The sequence below is a fragment of the Burkholderia sp. BCC1977 genome (genome assembly GCF_905339595.1).
Taxonomy (GTDB): Bacteria; Pseudomonadota; Gammaproteobacteria; order Burkholderiales; family Burkholderiaceae; genus Burkholderia.
Genome location: NZ_CAJPGQ010000026.1, coordinates 18,991 through 41,053 on the forward strand (window position 1 = coordinate 18,991; position 22,063 = coordinate 41,053).

At 67.0% G+C, this 22,063-nt stretch carries 22 protein-coding genes; 11 read left to right on the top strand and 11 right to left on the bottom strand.

All coding sequences use genetic code 11. The annotated features are described in order from the left end of the window. Positions 1–283: 283 nt before the first annotated feature. Complete coding sequence (locus tag U5771_RS21335) at positions 284–904, bottom strand: LysE/ArgO family amino acid transporter (protein WP_322025813.1); 621 nt, start codon at positions 902–904, stop codon at positions 284–286. A 106-nt stretch (positions 905–1,010) separates the two neighbouring features. On the opposite strand from U5771_RS21335, the gene U5771_RS21340 reads away from it, so the two are divergent. Next, the gene (locus tag U5771_RS21340) at positions 1,011–1,904 is read left to right on the top strand and encodes a LysR family transcriptional regulator ArgP (RefSeq protein WP_322025814.1); all 894 of its coding nucleotides are present in this window, start codon (positions 1,011–1,013) and stop codon (positions 1,902–1,904) included. Between the two features lie 67 nt (positions 1,905–1,971). Here U5771_RS21340 and fnr read toward each other — a convergent pair whose 3' ends face one another. The 3 genes from fnr to U5771_RS21355 form a co-directional block, all read right to left on the bottom strand. Beyond that, positions 1,972–2,718 (bottom strand): fumarate/nitrate reduction transcriptional regulator Fnr, encoded by a 747-nt coding sequence (gene fnr, locus U5771_RS21345; RefSeq protein WP_124663576.1) that lies wholly within the window; start codon positions 2,716–2,718, stop codon positions 1,972–1,974. Positions 2,719–2,882: 164 nt separating this feature from the next. Then, positions 2,883–3,350, bottom strand: a complete 468-nt coding sequence (locus tag U5771_RS21350; protein WP_322025815.1) for a universal stress protein — start codon at positions 3,348–3,350, stop codon at positions 2,883–2,885. 718 nt (positions 3,351–4,068) lie between these two features. Next, positions 4,069–4,479: a DUF3005 domain-containing protein gene (locus tag U5771_RS21355; RefSeq protein WP_322025816.1), complete on the bottom strand. Its 411-nt coding sequence runs from the start codon at positions 4,477–4,479 to the stop codon at positions 4,069–4,071. Positions 4,480–4,758: 279 nt separating this feature from the next. On the opposite strand from U5771_RS21355, the gene U5771_RS21360 reads away from it, so the two are divergent. Both U5771_RS21360 and epsC read left to right on the top strand, forming a co-directional pair. Then, complete coding sequence (locus U5771_RS21360; protein WP_011659947.1) at positions 4,759–4,992, top strand: hypothetical protein; 234 nt, start codon at positions 4,759–4,761, stop codon at positions 4,990–4,992. Between the two features lie 137 nt (positions 4,993–5,129). Then, positions 5,130–6,050, top strand: a complete 921-nt coding sequence (gene epsC / locus U5771_RS21365) for a serine O-acetyltransferase EpsC (protein WP_322025817.1) — start codon at positions 5,130–5,132, stop codon at positions 6,048–6,050. A gap of 32 nt (positions 6,051–6,082) precedes the next feature. On the opposite strand, the gene U5771_RS21370 is transcribed toward epsC, so the two are convergent. From U5771_RS21370 to U5771_RS21380, 3 genes are all read right to left on the bottom strand, one after another. Next, positions 6,083–6,886 (bottom strand): SDR family oxidoreductase, encoded by an 804-nt coding sequence (locus tag U5771_RS21370; RefSeq protein WP_322025818.1) that lies wholly within the window; start codon positions 6,884–6,886, stop codon positions 6,083–6,085. Next, a complete protein-coding gene (gene folE, locus U5771_RS21375; RefSeq protein WP_322025819.1) occupies positions 6,886–7,521 on the bottom strand; it encodes a GTP cyclohydrolase I FolE in 636 nt (211 codons plus the stop codon). The genes U5771_RS21370 and folE overlap by 1 nt, the downstream gene beginning before the upstream one ends. Before the next feature lie 133 nt (positions 7,522–7,654). Further along, entirely contained in the window at positions 7,655–8,581 is a 927-nt protein-coding gene (locus tag U5771_RS21380) for a LysR family transcriptional regulator (RefSeq protein WP_322025820.1), read from the bottom strand. Positions 8,582–8,697: 116 nt separating this feature from the next. On the opposite strand from U5771_RS21380, the gene pobA reads away from it, so the two are divergent. The 7 genes from pobA to U5771_RS21415 all read left to right on the top strand — a co-directional run bounded on the left by pobA (position 8,698) and on the right by U5771_RS21415 (position 15,665). Further along, positions 8,698–9,930 (top strand): 4-hydroxybenzoate 3-monooxygenase, encoded by a 1,233-nt coding sequence (pobA, locus tag U5771_RS21385; RefSeq protein ID WP_322025821.1) that lies wholly within the window; start codon positions 8,698–8,700, stop codon positions 9,928–9,930. Positions 9,931–10,075: 145 nt separating this feature from the next. Further along, entirely contained in the window at positions 10,076–10,789 is a 714-nt protein-coding gene (locus U5771_RS21390) for a 3-oxoacid CoA-transferase subunit A (protein WP_014900666.1), read from the top strand. A gap of 67 nt (positions 10,790–10,856) precedes the next feature. Beyond that, positions 10,857–11,513: a CoA transferase subunit B gene (locus tag U5771_RS21395; RefSeq protein WP_322025822.1), complete on the top strand. Its 657-nt coding sequence runs from the start codon at positions 10,857–10,859 to the stop codon at positions 11,511–11,513. An 88-nt stretch (positions 11,514–11,601) separates the two neighbouring features. Beyond that, positions 11,602–12,975: a 3-carboxy-cis,cis-muconate cycloisomerase gene (locus tag U5771_RS21400; RefSeq protein ID WP_322025823.1), complete on the top strand. Its 1,374-nt coding sequence runs from the start codon at positions 11,602–11,604 to the stop codon at positions 12,973–12,975. After that, on the top strand, positions 12,975–13,760 hold the full coding sequence (gene pcaD / locus U5771_RS21405; RefSeq protein WP_322025824.1) for a 3-oxoadipate enol-lactonase: 786 nt from the start codon (positions 12,975–12,977) through the stop codon (positions 13,758–13,760). The genes U5771_RS21400 and pcaD overlap by 1 nt, the downstream gene beginning before the upstream one ends. A 10-nt stretch (positions 13,761–13,770) precedes the next feature. Beyond that, a complete protein-coding gene (pcaC, locus tag U5771_RS21410; protein WP_322025825.1) occupies positions 13,771–14,157 on the top strand; it encodes a 4-carboxymuconolactone decarboxylase in 387 nt (128 codons plus the stop codon). Between the two features lie 149 nt (positions 14,158–14,306). Then, positions 14,307–15,665: an MFS transporter gene (locus tag U5771_RS21415; protein WP_322025826.1), complete on the top strand. Its 1,359-nt coding sequence runs from the start codon at positions 14,307–14,309 to the stop codon at positions 15,663–15,665. A 123-nt stretch (positions 15,666–15,788) separates the two neighbouring features. On the opposite strand, the gene U5771_RS21420 is transcribed toward U5771_RS21415, so the two are convergent. The 3 genes from U5771_RS21420 to U5771_RS21430 form a co-directional block, all read right to left on the bottom strand. Beyond that, entirely contained in the window at positions 15,789–16,037 is a 249-nt protein-coding gene (locus U5771_RS21420; protein ID WP_322025827.1) for a hypothetical protein, read from the bottom strand. A 108-nt stretch (positions 16,038–16,145) separates the two neighbouring features. Then, a complete protein-coding gene (locus U5771_RS21425) occupies positions 16,146–16,763 on the bottom strand; it encodes a LysE family translocator (RefSeq protein ID WP_322025828.1) in 618 nt (205 codons plus the stop codon). Positions 16,764–17,007: 244 nt separating this feature from the next. Next, positions 17,008–18,126 (bottom strand): helix-turn-helix transcriptional regulator, encoded by a 1,119-nt coding sequence (locus tag U5771_RS21430; protein ID WP_322025829.1) that lies wholly within the window; start codon positions 18,124–18,126, stop codon positions 17,008–17,010. Positions 18,127–18,365: 239 nt separating this feature from the next. On the opposite strand from U5771_RS21430, the gene U5771_RS21435 reads away from it, so the two are divergent. After that, positions 18,366–20,447 (top strand): hypothetical protein, encoded by a 2,082-nt coding sequence (locus U5771_RS21435; protein ID WP_322025830.1) that lies wholly within the window; start codon positions 18,366–18,368, stop codon positions 20,445–20,447. 483 nt (positions 20,448–20,930) lie between these two features. Here U5771_RS21435 and U5771_RS21440 read toward each other — a convergent pair whose 3' ends face one another. After that, positions 20,931–22,016: a YncE family protein gene (locus U5771_RS21440; RefSeq protein ID WP_322025831.1), complete on the bottom strand. Its 1,086-nt coding sequence runs from the start codon at positions 22,014–22,016 to the stop codon at positions 20,931–20,933. Between the last annotated feature and the right edge of the window lie 47 nt (positions 22,017–22,063).

The window sequence follows — 22,063 nt, forward strand, 5'->3', positions numbered from 1 at the left end:
GCGCTTTCGCCGTTGTCGCGGGACGCCGGAACATTCTCGCCGATCGACCGGATTCGTGCAGCCGGCGCGCGGCCGTGAAGGCGGAGGAATTGCGGCGGACGGTGGATGTATCGTCCGCTATGTGGGTGAATCGTGCGGCTGGGTTCGATCGGGAACTGAATTTTGTGCGCGCGGCGGCCGGGGGAGAGACGGGCGGAAACCGGACGTTTCGCGGCACGAAGCCGGAACGGAACGAAAAACGGGCGGCAAGTTGCCGCCCGCGATCGATCGGCGCTCCGACCCGTTACCGCAACTGCACGGCCGCCAGGAACAGCACCATGCTGCCGATCGCGCCATCCAGCACGCGCCACGCCACCGCCTTGCGGAACCACGGCGCGAGCAGTCGCGCACCGTATCCGAGCCCGAGGAACCACACGACGCTGACCGCCATCGCGCCGATCGCGAACGCGAGCCGCGTGCCTTCCGGCTCGCGTGCACCGGCCGTGCCGATCAGCAGGAACGTGTCGAGATACACGTGCGGGTTCAGCCAGGTGAACGCGAGCGTCATCAGCACGATCGCGACCGCGCTCTGCGGCGGCGGCGCGACGGCATCGCCGCGCACGTCGAGCGTGTCGTGTCCCGGCTTGAACGCGCGGCGCAGCGCGTTGAAGCCGAACCACGCGAGATACGCGAGGCCGACGTACAGCACCACGTGGACGAAGGTCGGATAGCGTTCGACGAGGACCGACGCGCCGCCGACGCCGGCGCCGATCAGGATCATGTCGGACAGTGCGCACAGCAGCACGATCTTGCCGACGTGCGAGCGCATGATGCCTTGCCGGAGCACGAATGCGTTCTGCGCGCCGATGGTGACGATGAGCGACCCGCACAGGGCGGCGCCGTGGGAAAAAGCGATCCAGTTCATGATGGGGAGCGGTGAAGCAGTAGACGGGTGATTCGGTTGGCGCTAGTCTGCGGTCAGCCGGAACATAAGAGAAGCTAATTCACCTAATGCAGATTAAGGAAATCTAATGCTCGACTACGCATTGCTCGATGCCCTCGCGGCGGTGATCCGGCACGGTTCGTTCGAGCGGGCGGCCAAGGAGCTGAACGTCACGCCTTCGGCGGTATCGCAGCGCGTGAAACTGCTGGAGGAGCGCGTCGGCAGCGTGCTCGTCAAGCGCGGGCAGCCGTGCGTCGCGACGACGTCGGGTGCGCTGCTGTGCCGGCATACGGAGCGCGTGCAGTTGCTCGAGGCCGAACTCGGCGGCCGGATGCCTGCATTGCCGGGCCAGATCGCGAGCGCATGGCCGACCTTGCGCGTGGCCGTCAACGACGACAGCGTCGCGACCTGGTTCATCGATGCAGTCGGGCCGTTCTGCACCGAGCGCGAGACCTTGCTTGACCTCGTGATCGACGATCAGGACCATACGGCCGCGCGCATTCGCGACGGCAGCGTGCAGGGCGCGGTGACCGCGCAGGCCGAGCCGATCCAGGGATGCCGGTCGACGCGGCTCGGGCGTATCCGCTATCGCGCGGTGTGTTCGCCGGCGTTTTACGACCGCTATTTCGGCGCGGGCATCACGCGCGATGCGCTGCGCCGCGCGCCGTGCGTGATGTTCAATTCGAAGGACGGCTTGCAGGCGCGCTTCATCCGGCGCGTGACGCGCGCGGATCTCGATCCGCCGCAACACTGGATCCCGCATGTCGCGGGCTACCTGCGCGCTTGCGAAACGGGGCTGGGATGGGGAATGTGCCCGGACCGGATGGTCGATCGCCAGTTGGCGGCGGGCGAACTGGTCGACATGTCGCGCGGGCGGACCGTCGATATCGACCTGTACTGGCAGAGCTGGCGCCTGTCGATCGGCTGGCTCGACGACTTCAGCGCGGCGCTGAAGGCGCGCGCCGCGCTGTTTCTCGATTGATCGAAGCGCGAACGGCGGATTGTGGCCGGCGGCCGGTGGCGGCGCGCAGGTCGCGCGCCGCGCGGGGTCAGACGTGGTGCAGGCCGTCGAAATCGACGATCTGCACGAGGCGGCCGTGCATTTCGATCAGGCCGCGCTTCTGGAACTTCGACAGCGTGCGGCTGACCGTTTCGAGCGTCATGCCGAGGTAGCTGCCGATGTCTTCACGCGTCATCCGCAGGTTGAATTCCGACGGCGAGTAGCCGCGCTTCAGGTAGCGGGACGACACGTCGAGCAGGAACGCGGCGACGCGCTCTTCGGCATTCAGTGAACCGAGCAGCATGGTTTGCGACGTCTCGCGCACGATCTGCTCGCTCATCAGCTTGTGCATGCGCAACTGCATCGTGCCGGCTTCCGAGCACAGCGACTTCAGCGCGCTGTACGGAATCACGCAGACCGAGCTGTCTTCCAGCGCGACCGCGGTGCGCGGGTGCGTGTCGTCGCAAATGCCGTCGAGGCCGAGCGCTTCGCCCGCGAGGTGCAGGCCGGTGACCTGCTCGCGGCCGTCGTGGCGCGTGGCGACGGTTTTCAGCGAACCCGAGCGCACGGCGTACAGGTTGTCGAAGGTGTCGCCTTCGCGGAACAGCGCTTCGCCGCGCTTGACCGGGCGCGCCGCGCAGATGACCGATTCGAGGCGGCTGAGCGCTTCGGGTGCGAGGCCTTGCGGCATGCACAGGTGCCGCATTGCGCACGACGAGCAGTGCGGGGCCTGGCGGGGAGCCCAGTTGCCTGCATGGGACGGGGCGGCGGGGCGTGTGGCGACGGGCGTCAACATGATCGTTTACTCCGGCATTGAATCGACGGAATCATTGTCCCACCGCAACTTGCCGCTGTCGGGTGACAAAACGTCGCGACCGCGCGCACATGCCGCGGGCATCGCAGCGGCATGCGTGCAGGCGCCGCTGCGCGTGCGCGCCGCGACGCGCACGCCGATGCCGCTCAGCCTTCCTGATCGTCCGTATGCGCGGCGGCCGGGATCAGCAGCACGGGCAGCGTCGCATGCCGCACGCACTGTTCGGCGATGCTGCCGAGCACGAGGCGACGGAACCCGCGGCGGCCGTGCGTGCCGAGCACGAGGAGGTCGGCGCCGAACGCTTTCGCGCCGTCGAGGATCAGCGTCGACACGTCGTTGAGCGACGACGCCTCGCTCATCAGCGTCTCGCCCTTCACGCCGGCCGCCTGCATCAGCTTCGTGAAATCCGCCGCGAGTGCATTGCCCTGCGCGACGAGCTGGTCGCGCAGCACGGACGGGTCGTAGCCCGGCACGTTGTAATAGATCGCGGCGTTTTCGACGACGTAGAACGGCCGCAGTTCGGCGCCGTGCTCCTTCGCGAGCGCGAGGGCGGCATCGAACGCGTGGCGGGACGTGTCGCTGCCGTCGATGGCAACGAGAATGCGCTTGTACATAGTGTCTCCGAGTGGCGGGTTGAACGGAAGTTGGCCGAACGGCCGAGCGGGCCTTGCATCGCTGCAAGGCACAGTAAACCAACGGCAGGGACTTTGCAGCGACGTGCCGGTCGTCGCGAGCGCGTCGTGCGATCGCGGCGCTTTCGCCGTCGCGGCGGCACGCGGCGATCGCGAGCCAGGCATGCACCGCATGCTGCGTGACGCGACGCACGTGGCGGGTGCGACGTGCGCGAAGAATCGGGGCGAGTCGCGACGCATTGCGACGATTAGCGAAACGCGTGATGACCGCATTCGCCGCCCGAACGACGGATCGCGATGCTTGTTCTGCAATGACGGCGCGCGAACGCGGTGCGGATACCGGATCGTCACCGGTAACGGTTGCACGGACATCGAGCGACGCCACGGCATGCGAGCGCGCCCGACTCACGACCCGGCGTCGTCGACGCCGGGCGATGACCGCGCACTTCGCCATCCATTGAATCGCATCCGTATCGCGACGGCATGACTTCGATCAACGTCGATGCATCGACGTCGCGAAACGCCGAGCGCCGAACCCGAACCCGGCGCTGATATCGATTCCAGCGCCGATTCGGAATCTCGTCGCGGTGTCTGCGCACCGAACGCCCGGCCGGCACGCACGCGCGCACGCCGATCCACCGCCATCGGCCGTCGGCCCCGCTTCAACGCCCAAACGAACGCTCGATTCAAACACCGCGCGTTACTGCGGCACCGCGGTGATTTCGATCACCCGTTCGGGCCGGCGTCCGTGGCCGGGCCAGTACGCGCTGCCGTACATCCGGTGAACCGGGCCGTACGGCGCGTCGCCCGCGTGCGACGGCATGTCGAACCCCTTCTCGATCACCATGTAGCCGTCACGCAGCGCGAACGCCGGATGATTGCCGCCCGGCCGGCTGTCGAAGCCGGCGAAGCCGTCGCCGGCCTCGGGCATCGCGTTGACGAGCGACGCGTTGCTGCACGTGACCTGGTCGGGCGAGAAGGCGCCGCCGCTCGCGAGACGCGCGGCCTCGCGATTCTTGCCGTCGGTGTCGACGGTGCTGTCGTGTGTGTCGTCGTTGTCGAGTTCGATGCTGCGCGGATGCGCGGCGTGCGCTTGAGCTGACGTTTCCATCACGGCTCTCCTGGCGGCGAAGCGCTCCGGATCGAAGCAAATCCCGTTCCGGGCAAGACGGGAAAACGGCGCGCGGGCGATCGCCGCGGTCACGTGACGCGCACTGATTTGTCATGATTTATTTCAGCTAGAACACCCGTTTTCTACAGAGTATGATTCTTTTCCTGCGAAGCGGCGACAGGGGATGCGGTCTCGCCGACTCTGCCCGCACCAGGGCGCCGCAGCACCCTTAGAGACGGGTAGTGAACAACAAAGCAAGGGACTAGAGGTGGCGGATTCATGCAAGCGACTACTGCTTTCACGCACCGCGGTTATCTGTTGAATTGCGCGCCCGCGCGCGCCAGTGACGGGTCGTTCAAACCCTATGTCGTGATCTCCCGATCGAGCGACGGGGAACTCGTCGCGAACCGTTTTTTTCCGACCGAGCTCCAGTTCAACGACGAAGGCGACGCGATCGCCCACGCGCGCGACTGGGCCGTGCGCTGGATCGACGCGAGCAGCATCACGATCTGACGCCGTCGCGCGCCGGCAGCGTTGGCCGTCCGGCCGATCCCCCGGCACGCCGCTGCCGGACGAAAACGCGGTAATCTTGTGGAACCCGTCACTTTATTAGCGGCCGTGCGATCGCGCGCGGCTGCCTGCATTGGCATATGTCGACATCACCCGCCCGTCAGTGGGGCCTCGAAGAAATCGTTGCCGGCTTGCGCGAATCGCGCGAGGAACTCCATCGCACGCGTCATCCGCGCGGCATCCGCGAACTGCCGTCGCGCGACGCGATCTGCAAGATCGTCACCGGCCTGCGCGCCTCCCTGTTTCCGACGCACTACGGCGCGCCGGATTTGACCGACGAAAGCGTCGACTACTACGTCGGCCATACGCTCGAAAGCACGCTGCGAATCCTGTCCGAACAGATCCGCCGCGCGCTGCCGTTCCTGCCCGAGCATGCGGACACGCCGTTCGCCGAACTCGACGAACGCGCGTTCGAGATCGCGCGCGAGTTCGGCCGGCAGTTGCCGTCGATTCGCGCGCTGCTGGTCAGCGACATCCAGGCTGCCTACGCGGGTGATCCGGCCGCGCAGCACATCACCGAGATCCTGCTGTGCTATCCCGGCGTGCTCGCGATGATGCACCATCGGCTCGCGCATGCTTTGCACCAACTCGGTGTGCCGCTGCTCGCGCGTTTCATCAATGAAATCGCGCACTCGGCCACCGGCATCGACATCCACCCGGGCGCGCAGATCGGCCCGAGCTTCTTCATCGACCACGGCACCGGTGTCGTGATCGGCGAAACCGCGATCATCGGCGAGCGCGTGCGCGTCTACCAGGCCGTCACGCTGGGCGCGAAGAGCTTCCCGGCCGACGGCGAAGGCGCGCTGGTGAAGGGTAATGCGCGGCATCCGATCGTCGAGGACGACGTGGTGATCTACGCGGGCGCGACGATTCTCGGCCGCGTGACGATCGGGCGCGGCTCGGTGATCGGCGGCAACGTGTGGCTCACGCACAGCGTGCCGCCCGGCACGAGCGTCGCGCAGGGCAAGGTCCGCGAGGGCGGTAGCGTCGAGAAGCCGTAACGCGGCGCGCGAACGGCGCCGCTCGTCCGAGGTCAGTGCTTGCCGGCCGGCGAGCGATGCTTGTAGAGCACGTCCTGGTCGACGCGGATCAGGTTCTGCCCCGCATCGACGACGAAATCCACGCCGTTGTACGCGCTGCCCGTCAGCAGCAGGATGGCGCTCGCGACGTCGGCGGGGCCGGCGATGCGCGCGAGCGGCGTCGATGCGCGGCTCGCGTGTTCGAAGTCGGCCTGCGTCTGGTCGTCGCTCGGCAGCATCAGCCCGGGGAACACCGCATTCACGCGCAGCACCGGCGACGACGACAGCGCGAGCATCTGCGTGAGATTGCCGAGCGCGGCCTTCGCGACCGTGTAGCTGAAATGGTCGCGGTGGAAGTTTTCCTTGATCTTCTGGTCGACCACGTTGACGACGACGCCCTGCGTGCCGGCCGCGCGGGCCCGTTCGTAGAACGCGCGCGTGAGCAGGATCGGCGCGCGGCAGTTGACGGCCCACGCCTGGTCGAATGCCGCGAGGTCGAAGCTCGGGAAGTGGTCCTGCCAGAACACCGACGCGTTGTTGACCAGCACGTCGAGGCGGCCGAAGCGCGCATACACCTGGTCGATCAGCGCGGTGATCTGCGCGGCATCCGACAGGTCGGCCTGCAGCGCGACCGAATCGTGCCCGCGTTCGGTGATCGCGCGGGCCGCCGCCTGCGCGGCATCGGCGGAGCGGTCGTAGTGGACCGCGGTGCGATAGCCGTGTGCGGCGAAATACTCGGCGAACGCGCGCCCGGCCCGACGCGCGGCGCCGGTCACGAGCACGACCGGCGCGTTTGCCGCTTGCTTCGTGGACTGCATTACGTATTCGTCAGGTTGACTGAAGAAGGATTCGCGACGATCGACAGGAATTCGCGCCGCGTCGACGGATCGGTGCGGAACGTGCCGAGCATGCGCGACGTGACCATCTCGACGCCCGGCTTGTGGATGCCGCGCGTCGAGATGCACTGGTGCGCGGCTTCGAGGATCACGCCGACGCCCTTCGGCTGCAGCACGTCGAACAGCGTGTCGGCGATCTGCACGGTCATCTTTTCCTGGATCTGCAGGCGCTTCGCGAACGCGTCGACGAGACGCGCGAGCTTCGAGATGCCGACGACGCGATGGTTCGGCAGATACGCGACGTGCGCGCGGCCGATGATCGGCACCATGTGGTGCTCGCAGTAGCTCTCGAAGCGGATGTCCTTCAGCACGATCATTTCATCGTAGCCGTCGACTTCGCTGAACGTGCGCGCGAGGATGTCGCGCGGCTCCAGCGCATAGCCGGCGAAGAACTCCTCGTACGCGCGCACGACGCGTGCGGGCGTGTCGAGCAGGCCTTCGCGGGCGGGATCGTCGCCGGCCCAGCGCAGCAGCACGCGAACGGCATCCTCGGCTTCGTCCCGGCTCGGCCGGGATGCGGCCGGCTCGGGCCGCGCGGTTTTCTTACCCTTACCCATCTAGTCGCTCCATCGAATGCGGCCGCCAGCGGCGGCGCGGATATCCGGGCATTGTTTCATGCTTTCGCGGGTCGTGCGTGCGGCCCGCCGCTCACCTGCCGCTACCCGCAGCTCACCCGCCGTTCATCCAGCTTCACTTCGGCCATTCGTCCTGCTCGTCGTTGAACAGCGACGCGACGACGCCGCGCAGCCACGCGGTGCGCGGATCGTTGTGGAACTTGCGATGCCAGTGCTGCTTCAGGTCGAAGCGCGGCAGCGGCAACGGCGGCTCGACCGGCACGATGAACGCATGCTCCGCCGCATACGCATAGCCGATCGCATGCGGCACCGTTGCGATCAAATCGGTGCGGCTGAGGATGAACGGCAGGCTCATGAAGTGCGGTGTCTCGAGCACCGCGCGGCGCTGCATGCGCTGCTTCGCGAGGTATTTCTCGAGCACCTCCTGGCTGCGGCCCTCGGCGCGCACCACGGCGTGTCCGCATGACAGGAACTGCTCGGCGGTGAACGGGCGCGACTGTTCGAGCGGATGGCCGCGCCGCATCAGGCAGACGAACCGGTGCGTGAACAGACGCTGCTGGAAGAAGTTGTTGCCGTCGAGATCGGGGAAGTAGCCGACCGCGAGATCGATCGAGCCGGCTTCGAGGCCGCGGCCGACTTCGTCGTGCGCGAGCGAGACCGAGCGCAGGTTCGCGTGCGGCGCGCGCGTCGCGAACGCCTGCAGCAGCTTCGGCAGGAACACGATCTCGCCGACGTCCGACAGCGCGATCGAGAACGTATGCGTGCTCGCCGCCGGATCGAAGTCGTGCGGCGCGACGAGGCCGCGCTCGATCTGCGCGAGCGCGTCGCGCGCGGCCGGCAGCAGCGCGAGCGCGCGCGGCGTCGGTTCCATCCCGCGCGACGTGCGCACGAACAGCGGATCGCCGAAATAGTCGCGCAGGCGGCCGAGCGCGGTGCTCACGCGCGGCTGGCTCACGCCGAGCAGGTCGCCGGCGCGGCTGACGTTGCGCGTGTCGTCGAGCGCGACGAGGTAGGGAATCAGGTTCAGATCGAGCGTGTCCATCGCCAGGCCAGTATCCGGGAAACGTATACAACTTATCTCCAAAATCGCGTTGCCGCATAGTCGGGAAAGCGCTCAAATGGGTTCCATTACTCGAACCAATGTTCAGGAGACGAACAATGCGCACCCAGGTCGCCATCATCGGCGCCGGTCCGTCCGGCCTTTTGCTTTCCCATCTGCTGCGCCTGCAAGGCGTCGATGCCATCCTCGTCGAAGCGCGTTCGCGCGAATACTGCGAGAACCGCATCCGCGCCGGCGTGCTGGAGCAGGGCACCGTCGACACGCTGAACGAAGCCGGCCTCGGCGAGCGGATGCGCCGCGAAGGGCTCGAACATCACGGCATCGAGCTGCTGTTCTCCGGCCAGCGCCACCGCATCGACCTGAGCGCGCTCACCGGCGGGCGGGCGATCACCGTCTACAGCCAGCATGAAGTCGTGCGCGACCTGATCGCGGCCGGCGACTCGCATGGCCATCAGATGCATTTCGAAGTCAGCGACGTCGCGCTGCACGATGTCGAAAGCGAGCACCCGTTCGTCACGTTCAAGCACGCCGACGGCCGCGAAGACCGCATCGACTGCGACTACATCGCCGGTTGCGACGGCTTCCACGGCATCGCGCGGCAGACGATTCCGGCCGAGCGGCTGAACACGTTCGAGCGCGTCTACCCGTTCGCGTGGCTCGGCATCCTCGCCGACGCGGCGCCGTCGCTGGATGAACTCGTTTATGCCCATCACGACAACGGCTTCGCGCTGTTCTCGATGCGCTCGCCGACGGTCACGCGCCTGTACCTGCAGTGCAAGCCCGACGAAAACCTCGCCGAATGGTCCGACGCGCGGATCTGGGACGAACTGCACACGCGCTTCTCGAACGACACCGGCTGGACGCCGACCGAGGGCCGGATCACGCAGAAGAGCGTGACGCCGATGCGCAGCTTCGTGTCGGAGACGATGCAGCACGGCCGCCTGTTCCTTGCCGGCGACGCCGCGCACATCGTGCCGCCGACCGGCGCGAAGGGGATGAACCTCGCGGTGGCCGACGTCCGCGCGCTGTCCCGTGCGCTCGGCGCGCGCTACCGCAACGGCGACGCGACGCCGCTCGAGCGCTATTCGGCGACCTGTCTCGAACGCGTGTGGCGCGCCGAGCATTTCTCGTACTTCATGACGAACATGCTGCATGCGTCGCCGGAGGACTCGCCGTTCGTCAATCGCCTGAAGTTTGCCGAGCTGAAGTACGTGACGCGCTCACGGGCTGCCGCGCAGTCGCTGGCCGAAAACTACGTCGGCCTGCCGTTCGATGACCAGACGACCCCCGAGGGATCCCGCCTTGACAACGCGCTGTGCGCGACTCTATGATCGGCCCATCGTTCGCTAATCGAATCTAGGTTCGAATAGCGAACAAATACCGAAGGTCGACGACGGCCTCCGGCGCGGCACGCGACACGCGCGTGTCCCCTCGACAGGCCGCGCATCGTGCCGCGGGTTCGTATCAGGAAGAGACATGGTCAACAAGATTTTCGAATCGCTGCAGTCGGCGGTCGCGGACGTCCACGACGGCGCGACCATCATGATCGGCGGCTTCGGCACGGCAGGCATGCCGTCCGAGCTGATCGACGCGCTGATCGAGCAGGGCGCGCGCGGCCTGACGATCGTCAACAACAACGCGGGCAACGGCGAGACGGGTCTCGCGGCGCTGCTCAAGGCGAAGCGGGTGCGCAAGATCATCTGCTCGTTCCCGCGCCAGAGCGATTCACAAGTGTTCGACGCGCTGTACCGCGCGGGCGAGATCGAGCTGGAACTCGTGCCGCAGGGCAACCTCGCGGAGCGGATCCGCGCGGCGGGCGCCGGCATCGGCGGCTTCTTCACGCCGACGGGCTTCGGCACGAAGCTCGCGGAAGGCAAGGAAACGCGCGTGATCGACGGCAAGTCGTACGTGTTCGAGACGCCGATCCATGCCGATTTCGCGCTGGTGAAGGCGTACAAGGGCGACCGCTGGGGCAACCTCGTGTATCGCAAGACCGCGCGCAACTTCGGGCCGATCATGGCCAGCGCCGCGAAGGTTGCGATCGTGCAGGTGTCGGAAGTCGTGCCGCTCGGCGGGCTGAACCCGGAACACATCGTGACGCCGGGCATTTTCGTGCAGCGCGTCGTCGAAGTGCCGCAGGCCGCGCATGCGGCCGAGCTGGCCGCCGAGCGTGCATCGCAAGCCGCCTGACCGCCCGAACTTTGTATGGGACCGGAGTAAGCGCTGAAGCGCCAACTCCGGTCGACAGGAGACCGACATGAAACGACTGACCCGCGATGAAATGGCCCAGCGCGTCGCCCAGGATATTCCCGAAGGCGCGTACGTGAACCTCGGCATCGGCGTGCCGACGCTGGTGGCGAACCACCTCGACCGAGCCAAGGAAATCTTCCTGCACAGCGAGAACGGCCTGCTCGGCATGGGCCCGGCACCCGCGCCCGGCGAGGAAGACGACGAGCTGATCAACGCCGGCAAGCAGCACGTGACGCTGCTCACCGGCGGCGCGTATTTCCACCACTCGGATTCGTTCGCGATGATGCGCGGCGGCCACCTCGACTACTGCGTGCTCGGCGCGTTCCAGGTGTCGGCGAACGGCGACCTCGCGAACTGGCACACGGGCGCGCCCGATGCGATTCCGGCCGTCGGCGGCGCGATGGACCTCGCGATCGGCGCGAAGCAGGTGTTCGTGATGATGGAACACCTGACGAAACAGGGCGAGAGCAAGATCGTCGCGGCGTGCTCGTATCCGGTGACCGGCGTGCAATGCGTGAGCCGCATCTACACCGATCTCGCCGTGCTCGACGTGACGTCCGACGGCCTCGCGGTGAGTGAGATCTTCACCGACCTGTCGTTCGACGAACTGCAGAAGCTGACCGGCGTGCCGCTGATCGACGCGACGCGCCAGGCCGCGGCCTGAACGGCAAGCGTGCCGGCACGCGCGATCGAGCGCACGCCGGCACGCTTGGGTAGACAATAGGCGCACGCCGTTTCCCCAATCTGATGCCATGCTCGAAGACAGCGCCCGCCTGACCTCCCTCATCTGCGGCACCGAGCCGCTCAACCGGATCTGGTCGCCCCGCGCGACGATCCAGCGGATGCTCGACGTCGAAGCCGCGCTCGCGCGCGCGCTCGCCGCGCAGCAGGTGATTCCCGCCGCCGCGGTCGCGCCGATCGAACGCGCGTGCGACGCCGCCCGGCTCGACGCCGACGCGCTCGCGCACGGCGCGGCGCTCGGCGGCAATCTCGCGATTCCGCTCGTCAAGCAGCTCACCGCGCAAGTGAAGGCCGACGACCCCGAGGCCGCGAAGTTCGTGCATTGGGGTGCGACGAGCCAGGACATCATCGATACCGCGACCGTGCTGCAGCTGCGCGACACGCTCGACGTGCTCGAGCCGCTGCTCGACGAAGCGTGCGCGTCGCTCGCGACGCTCGCGCGCACGCATCGCGCGACGCCGATGATCGGCCGCACGTGGTTGCAGCAGGCGCTGCCGATCACGCTCGGCCTCAAATTCGCGCAATGGCTCGACGCGCTGCTGCGCCATCGCGCGCGCTTCGCAGAATTGCGCGCGCGCGCACTGGTGCTGCAGTTCGGCGGCGCCGCCGGCACGCTGGCGAGCCTGCGCGAGCACGCGGCCGGCGTGAGCGCCGCGCTCGCGGCCGACCTGCAGCTCGCGGTGCCGGCCGTGCCGTGGCATACGCAGCGCGACCGCATCGCGGAAGCCGCGTCGTGCTTCGGGATGCTGACCGGCACGCTCGGCAAGATCGCGCGCGACGTGTCGCTGCAGATGCAGACCGAAGTCGGCGAGCTCGGCGAACCGGCCGCCGCCGGCAAGGGCGGCTCGTCGACAATGCCGCACAAGCGCAACCCGGTCGGCTGCGCCGCGGTGCTGACCGCCGCGGTGCGCGCGCCGAATCTCGTCGCGACCGTGTTTGCCGGGATGGTCCAGGAGCACGAGCGCGCGCTCGGCGGCTGGCAGGCCGAATGGGACGCGCTGCCCGACCTCGCGCGCCTGACCGGCGGCGCGCTTGCGCAGATCGCGCAGATCGTCGCGGGCCTCGACGTGAACACCGAGCGCCTCGCCGCGAACCTCGACCTGACGCACGGGCTGATCCTCGGCGAAGCCGTGATGCTCGCGCTCGGCGACCGGATCGGCCGGCTCGATGCGCATCATGTCGTCGAGCATGCATCGAAGGAAGCCGTGCGCACCGGCGCGACGTTGTTCGACGTGCTCGCCGCCGATCCGACCGTATCCGCCCACCTGTCGCGCGATGCGCTCGCGCGGCTGCTCGATCCCGCACATTACGTCGGCGAGGCGCTGGCCTACGTCGACGCCGTGCTCGCGCTGCACGCGGGCACGACACAACCAGGAGAACACTGATGCCTTTCGCCACTGTCAACGGCGTGAAACTGCATTACCGGATCGACCGTGCCGTGCGCGACGACGCGCCGTGGCTCGTCTTCTCGAACTCGCTCGGCGCCGACCTGCAGATGTGGGCGCCGCAGATTCGTCCGCTCACGCAGCACTTCAACATCCTGCGCTACGACACGCGCGGCCACGGCCATTCCGAGGCGCCGGCCGGCTCGTACACGATCGACCAGCTCGCGGGCGACGTGATCGGCCTGCTCGACCACGTCGGCATCGATCGCGCGCACTTCTGCGGAATCTCGATGGGCGGCCTGACCGGCGCCGCGCTTGCCGCGCGCTTCCCGTCGCGCATCGTGCGCGCCGTGCTGTCGAACACCGCCGCGAAGATCGGCTCGCCGGAAGTGTGGGCGCCGCGTGCGCAGAAGGCGCGTGCCGAAGGGATGGCCGCGCTGGCCGACGCCGTGTTGCCGCGCTGGTTCACCGACACCTTCGTCGAACGCGAGCCGCGCCTGTTCGACGCGATCCGCGACACCTTCGTGCATACCGACAAGGACGGTTACGCGGCGAACTGCGATGCGCTGAACGCGGCCGACCTGCGTGAGGAAGTGAAGGGCATCGCGCTGCCGGTGCTCGTCGTGACCGGTGCGAAGGACATGTCGACGCCGCCCGACCAGGGCCGTGCGCTGGCCGCCGCGATTCCCGGCGCGCGTCACGTCGAATTCGACGCCGCGCACATTTCGAACATCGAGTGCACCGACGGCTTCAACCGCGCGCTGCTCGACTTCCTGACCGCGTGAGGCACCGACGATGGACGACCAGCAACGTTATGAAGCAGGGATGAAGGTGCGTCGCGCGGTGCTCGGCGACGCGCACGTCGACCGTTCGATCGAGAACCGCACCGAGGTGACCGACGAATTCCAGAACCTGATCACGCGCTATGCGTGGGGCGAGATCTGGACGCGCGACGGCCTGCCGCGCCATACGCGCAGCTTGCTGACCATCGCGATGATGGTCGCGCTGAACCGCGGCGAGGAGCTCGCGCTGCACCTGCGCGCCGCGCGCAACAACGGCGTGACGCGCGACGAGATCAAGGAAGTGCTGCTGCAGACCGCGATCTACTGCGGCGTGCCGGCCGCGAACTCCGCGTTCCATCTCGCCGACAAGATCTTCAAGGAACAGGATGGGGCTGAATAACACGGCCGGCTCGCGCCGGACGTGACCCGATCGCGACGCCTGCCGATGCCGGCAGGTGTCGACGATGCATGACGCGCCGGCGGCGAATCGGCGTGCGAACAAGGAAAGGCGCGGCCATCAGGCCGCGTTGTTTACATAGGAGACTCGCGATGAATCGCGCACCCGTGGTCGATGTCCAGACCTTCATCAACGAGCAGCCGTTCGGCGGCTTCCAGTGGCTCGTGTTCCTGATGTGTTTTGTGATCGTGCTGCTCGACGGCTTCGATACGGCCGCGATCGGCTTTATCGCGCCGTCGCTGCTCGGCGAATGGAACCTCACCAAACCCGATCTCGCCCCCGTGCTGAGCGCCGCGCTGTTCGGCCTTGCATGCGGCGCGCTCGTGTCGGGCCCGTTGTCCGACCGCCTTGGGCGCCGTTCGCTGCTGCTCGGCTCGGTGTTCCTGTTCGGCGTCGCGTGTTTCGTGTCCGCGTTCTCGAACACCATCGGACACCTGACGATCCTGCGTTTCATCACCGGCGTCGGGTTGGGCGCCGCGATGCCGAACGCGGTCACGATGATGGGCGAGTTCTGCCCGGACAAGCGCCGCGCGACCGTGATCAACCTGATGTTCTGCGGCTTTCCGCTCGGCGCAGCGTTCGGCGGCTTTCTCGCCGCGTGGATGATTCCGCATTTCGGCTGGCGCAGCGTGCTGATGCTCGGCGGCGTGACGCCGCTGCTGCTCGGCGTGCTGTTGCTGCTGAAGATGCCGGAATCCGTGCGCTTCATGGTCGCGCAAGGTCAGGGCGTCGACCGGATCCGCGCGACGCTCGCACGGATCTCGCGCGATGCGCTGAACGCCGGCTCGTTCGCGATGACCGAAGCCGCGCCGCAGACGGGCGGCAAGGGGATCGGCGTCGTGGTGTCACGCTCGTACATCGTCGGCTCGGTGATGCTGTGGGTCGCGTACTTCATGGGCCTCGTGATCTTCTACGCATCGATCAACTGGATGCCGATCCTGCTGAAGGATGCCGGTCTGACGCCGAAGAGCGCGACGCTGATCTCCGCGCTGTTCCCGCTCGGTGGCGTCGGCGCGGTGCTGTGCGGCGTGCTGATGGACCGTTTCAACGCGAACCGCGTGATTGCCGTGTGCTACGCGCTGACCGCGATCAGCGTGTATGCGATCGGGCAGGCGGCGGGGAACGTGGGGCTGCTCGTGCTGGTCGTGTTCATCGCCGGCGTGCTGATGAACACCGCGCAATCGTCGATGCCGGCGCTTGCCGCCGCGTTCTATCCGACCGAAGGGCGCGGCACGGGCGTGGCGTGGATGCTGGGTGTCGGCCGCTTCGGCGGGATCGCCGGGTCGTTTCTCGTCGCCGAACTGACGCGCCGGCACTTCTCGTTCGCGGGCGTGTTCGCAACGATCGCGGTCGCGGGCTTGCTCGCATGCGTTGCGCTGCTGATCAAGCAGGCGGCGCGACCGCACGGCGTCACGCAGCCGGGCGGCAAGATCGAGTCGCTCGGGCATTGAGCGGGATCGGGGCCGGAGCGATGCGCCGGCCCTGCGTGTGTTGCGGTGGGTCGCAAGACGGCTGACACACAACGACAGGCCGGGCCGCTTCGGCGGCCCGTCGCCATTCCGGCCGTCGCGCCGCTACTCCTCCGCGTCGTGTTGCTTCACGAAGTTGCGCAGATACGCGCGCAGCGCGGCCTCCTGGCTGCGATGGTCGGCAAGGTTCGCGGCGCCCAGCTCTTCCTCGTCGCCGAACAGCGTGGGCGGCGCGCAGTACGTACCCACTTCGATGTTTTCGCGCAGCACGCGGATCTCATGCGTGAGCGGGTGGTACTCGGCGATCCAGTGCATGCCCTCGATGTGCTCGCCGGTCTTCAGCATTGGCTTCATCGGCAACCTCCATGCAGCTGCGGCGCAACCGCCGAAGCGGTGGCGCGCGCCCGTACCAAAAGGGTACGCCTGCACGGCGTGAAGCTCAACGGGTGCGCTTGTGAGTACTTACTGCGGCAGCAGATGCGCGACGAGCGGATACAGCGACAGGATCAGCAGCACGGCCATCGTCACGTTGAAGATGCGCAGTGCGCGGCGGTTCGACAGGAAGCGGCGCAGGCCCTGGCCGAACGCGGCCCACAGGCTGATGCACGGAAAGCCGATCAGGATGAACACGACGGCCATCCATGCGGCGTTCATCCCGTAGTCGGCGGACAGGCGGATCGTCGTCGCGGCGGTCAGCACCATCATCCACGCCTTCGGATTGACCCACTGGAACGCGGCGGCTTCGAGGAACGTCATCGGCCGCGCGTTGGCGCCTTGCGCCTTCACCTCGCCGGACGTGCCGATCCGCCATGCGAGGTACAGCAGGTACGCGACGCTCGCGACTTCGAGGATCGTGTACAGGACCGGCACGCGGCGGAACGCTTCGCCGAGACCGAAGCCGACGCACAGCATCAGGATCGCGACGCCGATGCTGATGCCGAACAGGTGCGGCATCGTGCGGCGGAAACCGAAATTGACGCCGGACGCGAGCAGCATCGTGTTGTTCGGGCCGGGCGTGATCGACGTGACGAGCGCGAACAGCATGCCGGCGGGCAATGCGCTGAGGGTGAGGAAGTCCATCGCGGATTCTCCATTCGTGTTCGAGACTGGGATGGAGTCAGTGTAGCGACGGTTTTCTGTACGGTACCGGTACAGTTTGTTTGACGGTTGCCGGTACGGGGTGGGGGTGGGGGCGGAGCTGTTGTCTTTCACCCAACACACGTCCACATGACCCCGCAGCGAAGCCATCGCTCCACCGGCACACCGAACCCGGTGCCGCACACCAGTACGTGTTGACCGCAGACTCCCCCTCAGCTTCGACGCATCAATCTTCGCGCTGGTGTTGCGGAAGTACCCACAGCATCCGACCGACCGCTTCAGCCTGATTCCGGGAGTGGGTCTTTTCATAGATCGCCCGCAACTGGGTGCGAACCGTCGCAAGCGACACGCCCGCGATGGCAGCACATTCGTCCGGCGTCTTGCCGCTGATCAACGCTTCCGCGACCGCGGCTTCGGCGCTCGACAAGCCGAACGATTGCCGCAACTGTTGTGCGACGACGAGCGGGGCGGCGCTGCGTCGCCTGACCGTGATCAGCATCGTCGCATCGCCGAAAGCCGCATGGAGCGCTGGTCCGGACAATACCGCGATGCCGAGAAAAATCTCGTGCGCCGCGACCAACGTGCCGGAAAGGGCAAGGCTCTCGCTCTTTCGGGTCTTCGCGACGCGCGTCAACGCCGCCTTGAGCGCATCGTTTTGCGGCGCGCTCGTCGCGCTCAGATACCCGTTCTCGAGCTTGAGGCAGGTGGTGGCGCGCAGCATCGACTCGGCCGCCCGGTTGACGAACACGACGCGCGCGTGCCTGTCCAGTGCAAAGACGGACAGGCCCAGCTCCTCCATCAGTTCGGTGCCGAGCGTGGCGTCGCGATGCAGCACTCTCGCGTCTTGCCACAGGTTGATCGAGCGCTGCAGATGCCCGGCCATACCGGTCAGGGCCGCGCGTTCTTCTGCAGAATAGGGTGTTCGGCCGTGCGCTCGCAGCAGCCCGAGCAGAATGTTGTCGCTGCCGGGGCGCGCGAAGCGAATCCCCATCAGGTAGCGAAATCCCGACGGAATCTGATAGTCCTGGAAGAACTCGCTGCGTTCGACGTCGCGCTCGGTCAGGTGATCCTGACAACAAACGAATTCGCCGAGCGGTGCGTTCTCGACGAAGCCGCGGCGCGGATCGAGCGCGCCGTAATACTGGTCGTAGAGCGCGATGATCTCGTCGAATTCCGCACGTGGCGAATAGATCGAGAATTTCGGGGCATTGCGCGCGGCGTCCCAGCTGAACATGTGAAACACGTTCGCACCGAGCGATTCGGATACGCGATGAAAGACTTCGAGAAAACCGTCCGGATGCAGCGCGGCCTCATAGAGGTCCCCGATGAGTTGGTCTCGTTGCATGTGCTCACCCCGTCGCTTCGCGATCTTCGTATTTTGATTTTGTCTGACGATATTGCTTCGAATACCGAATTTTTTTCAGACTAACACAGCTTATTTGCGTTTCGTGCCGTGTTATTTCGCGATTTTCATCCACCTGAATGATGATCGCGAAAATCGGCTTTGCGAGAATCCTCGCCATTCAGCGTGCATGAGCGGTGCATATGACACGCATCAACCAGAAGGGGCTCGGGGGAAACGCAATGAAACTCACACCTGTCGTATCCGGTATTGCAGTGCTCTTCCTGTCGGCTTGCGGTGGTGGCGACAGTTCCTCCTCGCCGCCCGCGGCACCTGCCGCGCAGACGGTCAGCGGGGTCGCGGCCGCCGGCGCTGCGATGCAGACCGCCACCGTGAAACTGGTCGATGCGACCGGCACCGCGGTCGACTGCCCGGCCGATGCGTCAACCGGCGCGTTTCATTGCACGGTGACCGGCCTGGCCGCGCCTTTCGCGTTGTCCGCATACGGCAACGTCGCCGATTCGCAGGCCACGCTGATCGCGCTCAGCGCGACGGCCGGCACGCAGACGATCAACATCACGCCGATCTCGAACGCGATCGCCGCCACGATCATCGGCGACGACCCGACCAAGCTGCTGGCCGACACCGGTTTGCTGCGAAGCAAGGTCACGGCCCAGACCGTCACCAGTACGGTGCAGGCCTATTCGTCGGTGCTGGCCGACCTGCTGGCGGCCACCGGCAATACGGGCGTCGACCTGATTTCCGGCCCGTTGACCGCGGGCGCGCCGGGTCTCGACCGGTTGCTCGACCAGGTCAAGATTAGCGTCCTGCCGGACGGCGGCGTGCAGATCAGCTCGGTGGCGGGCGCGTCCAGCGATACGCCGGTGCAGCTTCAGCTCGCGCCCGGCGTCGCGCCGCAGGCGAGCGACAAGGCCAGCCTGCCGGCCGCCGCGACCATCAACGGCACGGTGGTGGCGAACCTGCCGAGCGCCAGCGATCTGGCGGCATTGCAGAGTGCGCTCAACCAGTGCTTCGCCGGGTCGACCGGCGCCGCGCGCACGGGCGGCAGCGTAGCGTCGTGCGGCCGGATCTTCGTCGACGACGTCGCGTCTGGCGCGCTGAATGCAGGCGTGCCCGCCGCGTACCTCAACAACGGGATGTCGGTCGGCCAGGAGTTCGGGGCGTCGGCCGGCGGCACGCCGGGCATCGTGGCCGACGACGCGATGAACAATGCCAGCTTCAGCTTGCCGGAAGTGATCCGTGTCGTCGCCAGCGACGCGATGTGGGTCAAGCTCGCGTGGACGCGCAGCGACGGCATTCGCGACGGCATGCAGCAACATGTCCAGCTTGCGGTGCAGGCGGGCAGTCTCGCAAATGGCGATACCGGCTGGCGCGTGGTCGGCAATCAGCGCGCGGTACTGAGCAAGGTCAATGCGAACGCGCAGAAGTGGGACTGGCTGAATCCGGCCATTCCGTCGACGGGGACCAACGCGTTCGTCGATTCGCTCAACCTGCAGGTGGGTGCGGTCGACGCGGCCGGCACCGCGGTGGACTTCGCGATCGTCAACGGCCCCGGCTTGCGCAACGGCGTGTTCCTCCAGCCGTCGAGCGGGACCTGCGACACGCTGAACATCCGCGCGCAGATTGCGAGCGGGCAGACGCCGGCGCAGCTCGCCGCACTGGGGAAGAGTGCGCAGTGCCGCAACAATTTCCGCCTCGCCGGCGTCGCGCAGGACCCGGCCAACCAGGGCCTGTTCACGTGGCCCGGCGACGCGCCGCGCAACAATACCGCGTGGGCGAAGCCGCAACTGAGCACCGCCGAGCTGGCCGACATCAAGCCGTTCAGTGCCTATACGATCGACGTCTACCAGAACGGCAACACGTCGACGCCGGCCAGGCACTACACGGTCCGGCTGCGTACGCCGTCACCGTCGCCCGATGCACTGCGCCAGTACGCGTGGCACGATCTGGCGCAGTCCACGCGCGACAAGCTGACGCCGGGATCCGCCGGCACGTTCGCGGGCGGCGCGACCTTCCCGCTGGGCTGGACGTCGAAAACGGGGCTGCCGTTCGTCAAGCGCACCAACGTGCAGATTCGCGCAACCGGGTCCGGGCAGTCAGCGGCGACGTTCGTCAACGGTTCGGCGTCGGCATCGCCGGTCCAGCCGGGCGCCGCGGTGACGCTCGACGTGCGGGGCGATCAGGGCGTCGCGTTCCCGTCGGTGGCCGGCTGGACGGGCAGCACGGACTTCTCGTTCGTGAGCCTGAGCTGGTCCGACCCGGTCGACACGTTCTTCACCGAGTCCTTCGAGTACGACCGGTAACGGGCAGCCGGACGGATGCGTCCGGCGAGCGCATGGCCGGCGGGACGATTCTCCATCCCGTCGGCTCGTTCGCATGACGATGCGACGAGACAATGCAGGTCGCAAGCGCTCGAATTGGCTGCGCCGCCGATCACAGGCCAGTCGAAACGGGATGCTTTCCCAACCGACTATTCGCCTGCCAGGCGTCAGACACCGGTGTGACGGCTGGCGCGCGAGCGTCGACAGGGATCCTCACGGTTGCGACGTTTCGAGAACCTCGGCTCGCCCCAACCGAGGAACCGCAAACGGCTGGTTCGATCTGCCGCCTGCCTGACTTGCCGGGATGCCATTCCGCAAGCAAATGACCGTGGGCGGCGTGCTGACGAGAATCGGTTCGGCTCGACGCGCGGCGGCAGCACCGACAACCGACAGGCCGCCGATCGTTTCAAATCGATCGGGACGAGATATTGCGCGACAAAGGATGCCGCCGATCGTGCGCGCGTGTCATGTTCCGGTACCTGGCGGCACCGTGCTGGCCGGGTTGGCCACGCTCCCGGCTTCCATCACGCGCAGCACCGGCCGGCCGCCGACATCCTTCAGCGGAAAATACGAGCGATGCGTGCCCGGATCGACAGCGACGACGTGCGCATTCGGCCCGAGCCGGCCTTCGCCGATCTTGGCGACATTCCGGCCTCGGATGCTGAACATCGAAACGATGCCGGCTTCACCGGCAACATAGAGCACGTCCGACGCCGAATCGAACGCCAGCACATCCGGACCGCCGCCGATATCGAACGCCCGAACGACGTGCCGTGCCCGCATGTCGAAGACGAGCAGCGTATCGTTGTCCTCGCACGCGATGAAGGCGAGGCCGGCGCGCGGCTCGATCAGCAATCCGTGATTGCCTTTCGCACCCGGCAAGTCGAAACGGTCGACGACACGGTCCGTCGCCGGATCGATTTCGACGAGCTGGCGACGCGTCTGAACGTTCACGAAGATGTGGCGGGAAACCGGATCGTACTGCGTGTTGCCGGCCTCGCCATCGAGCGGAATCGTCGCGACGCGCCGGTTGCTCCTGACCTCGATGACCGTCTCCGTTTTCCCGTATTCGTCGGATACGTACAGCTTGTGCACGTCGGCCGCATAGGCCATGCCGTCGGGATAATGCCCGCCCGGCATGCGCGCGACGATTTTCAGCGTCGCGGCGTCGATCGCGACGATCTCGTCGGACCCGGTTGCGGAGGCGTAGATGCGCGACAGCGCCGGCACGGCAAGCACGCCATGTACCGACGATACGTCCGCGATCCGGGCGGTCACGCGCGATGCATGCGTATCGAAAGCGATCACTTCCCCGTCGCCGAGGTGAGCGATGAAGAGCAGGTTGCGGCCCGGGTCCAGGCTTGCGTAGTCGAGTCGTGTCGGGCGGCCCGGCAACGCGATGTCCGCGACATGCTTGAGGGGCAGGGTGCCGGTCGAGATGTCTTCCCCCGCGGCGAAAATCCGGTGAATCGACAGGTCCGACGTGCCGAGCCCGCCGCACAGCGCGACGAGCAGGGGCAGGCCGTAGTGCCAGCGTCCGAAATCCTTCATGATTACCTCCCGCGACGGCCGCCGCCGCAGTGCCGAGGCGGCGACGG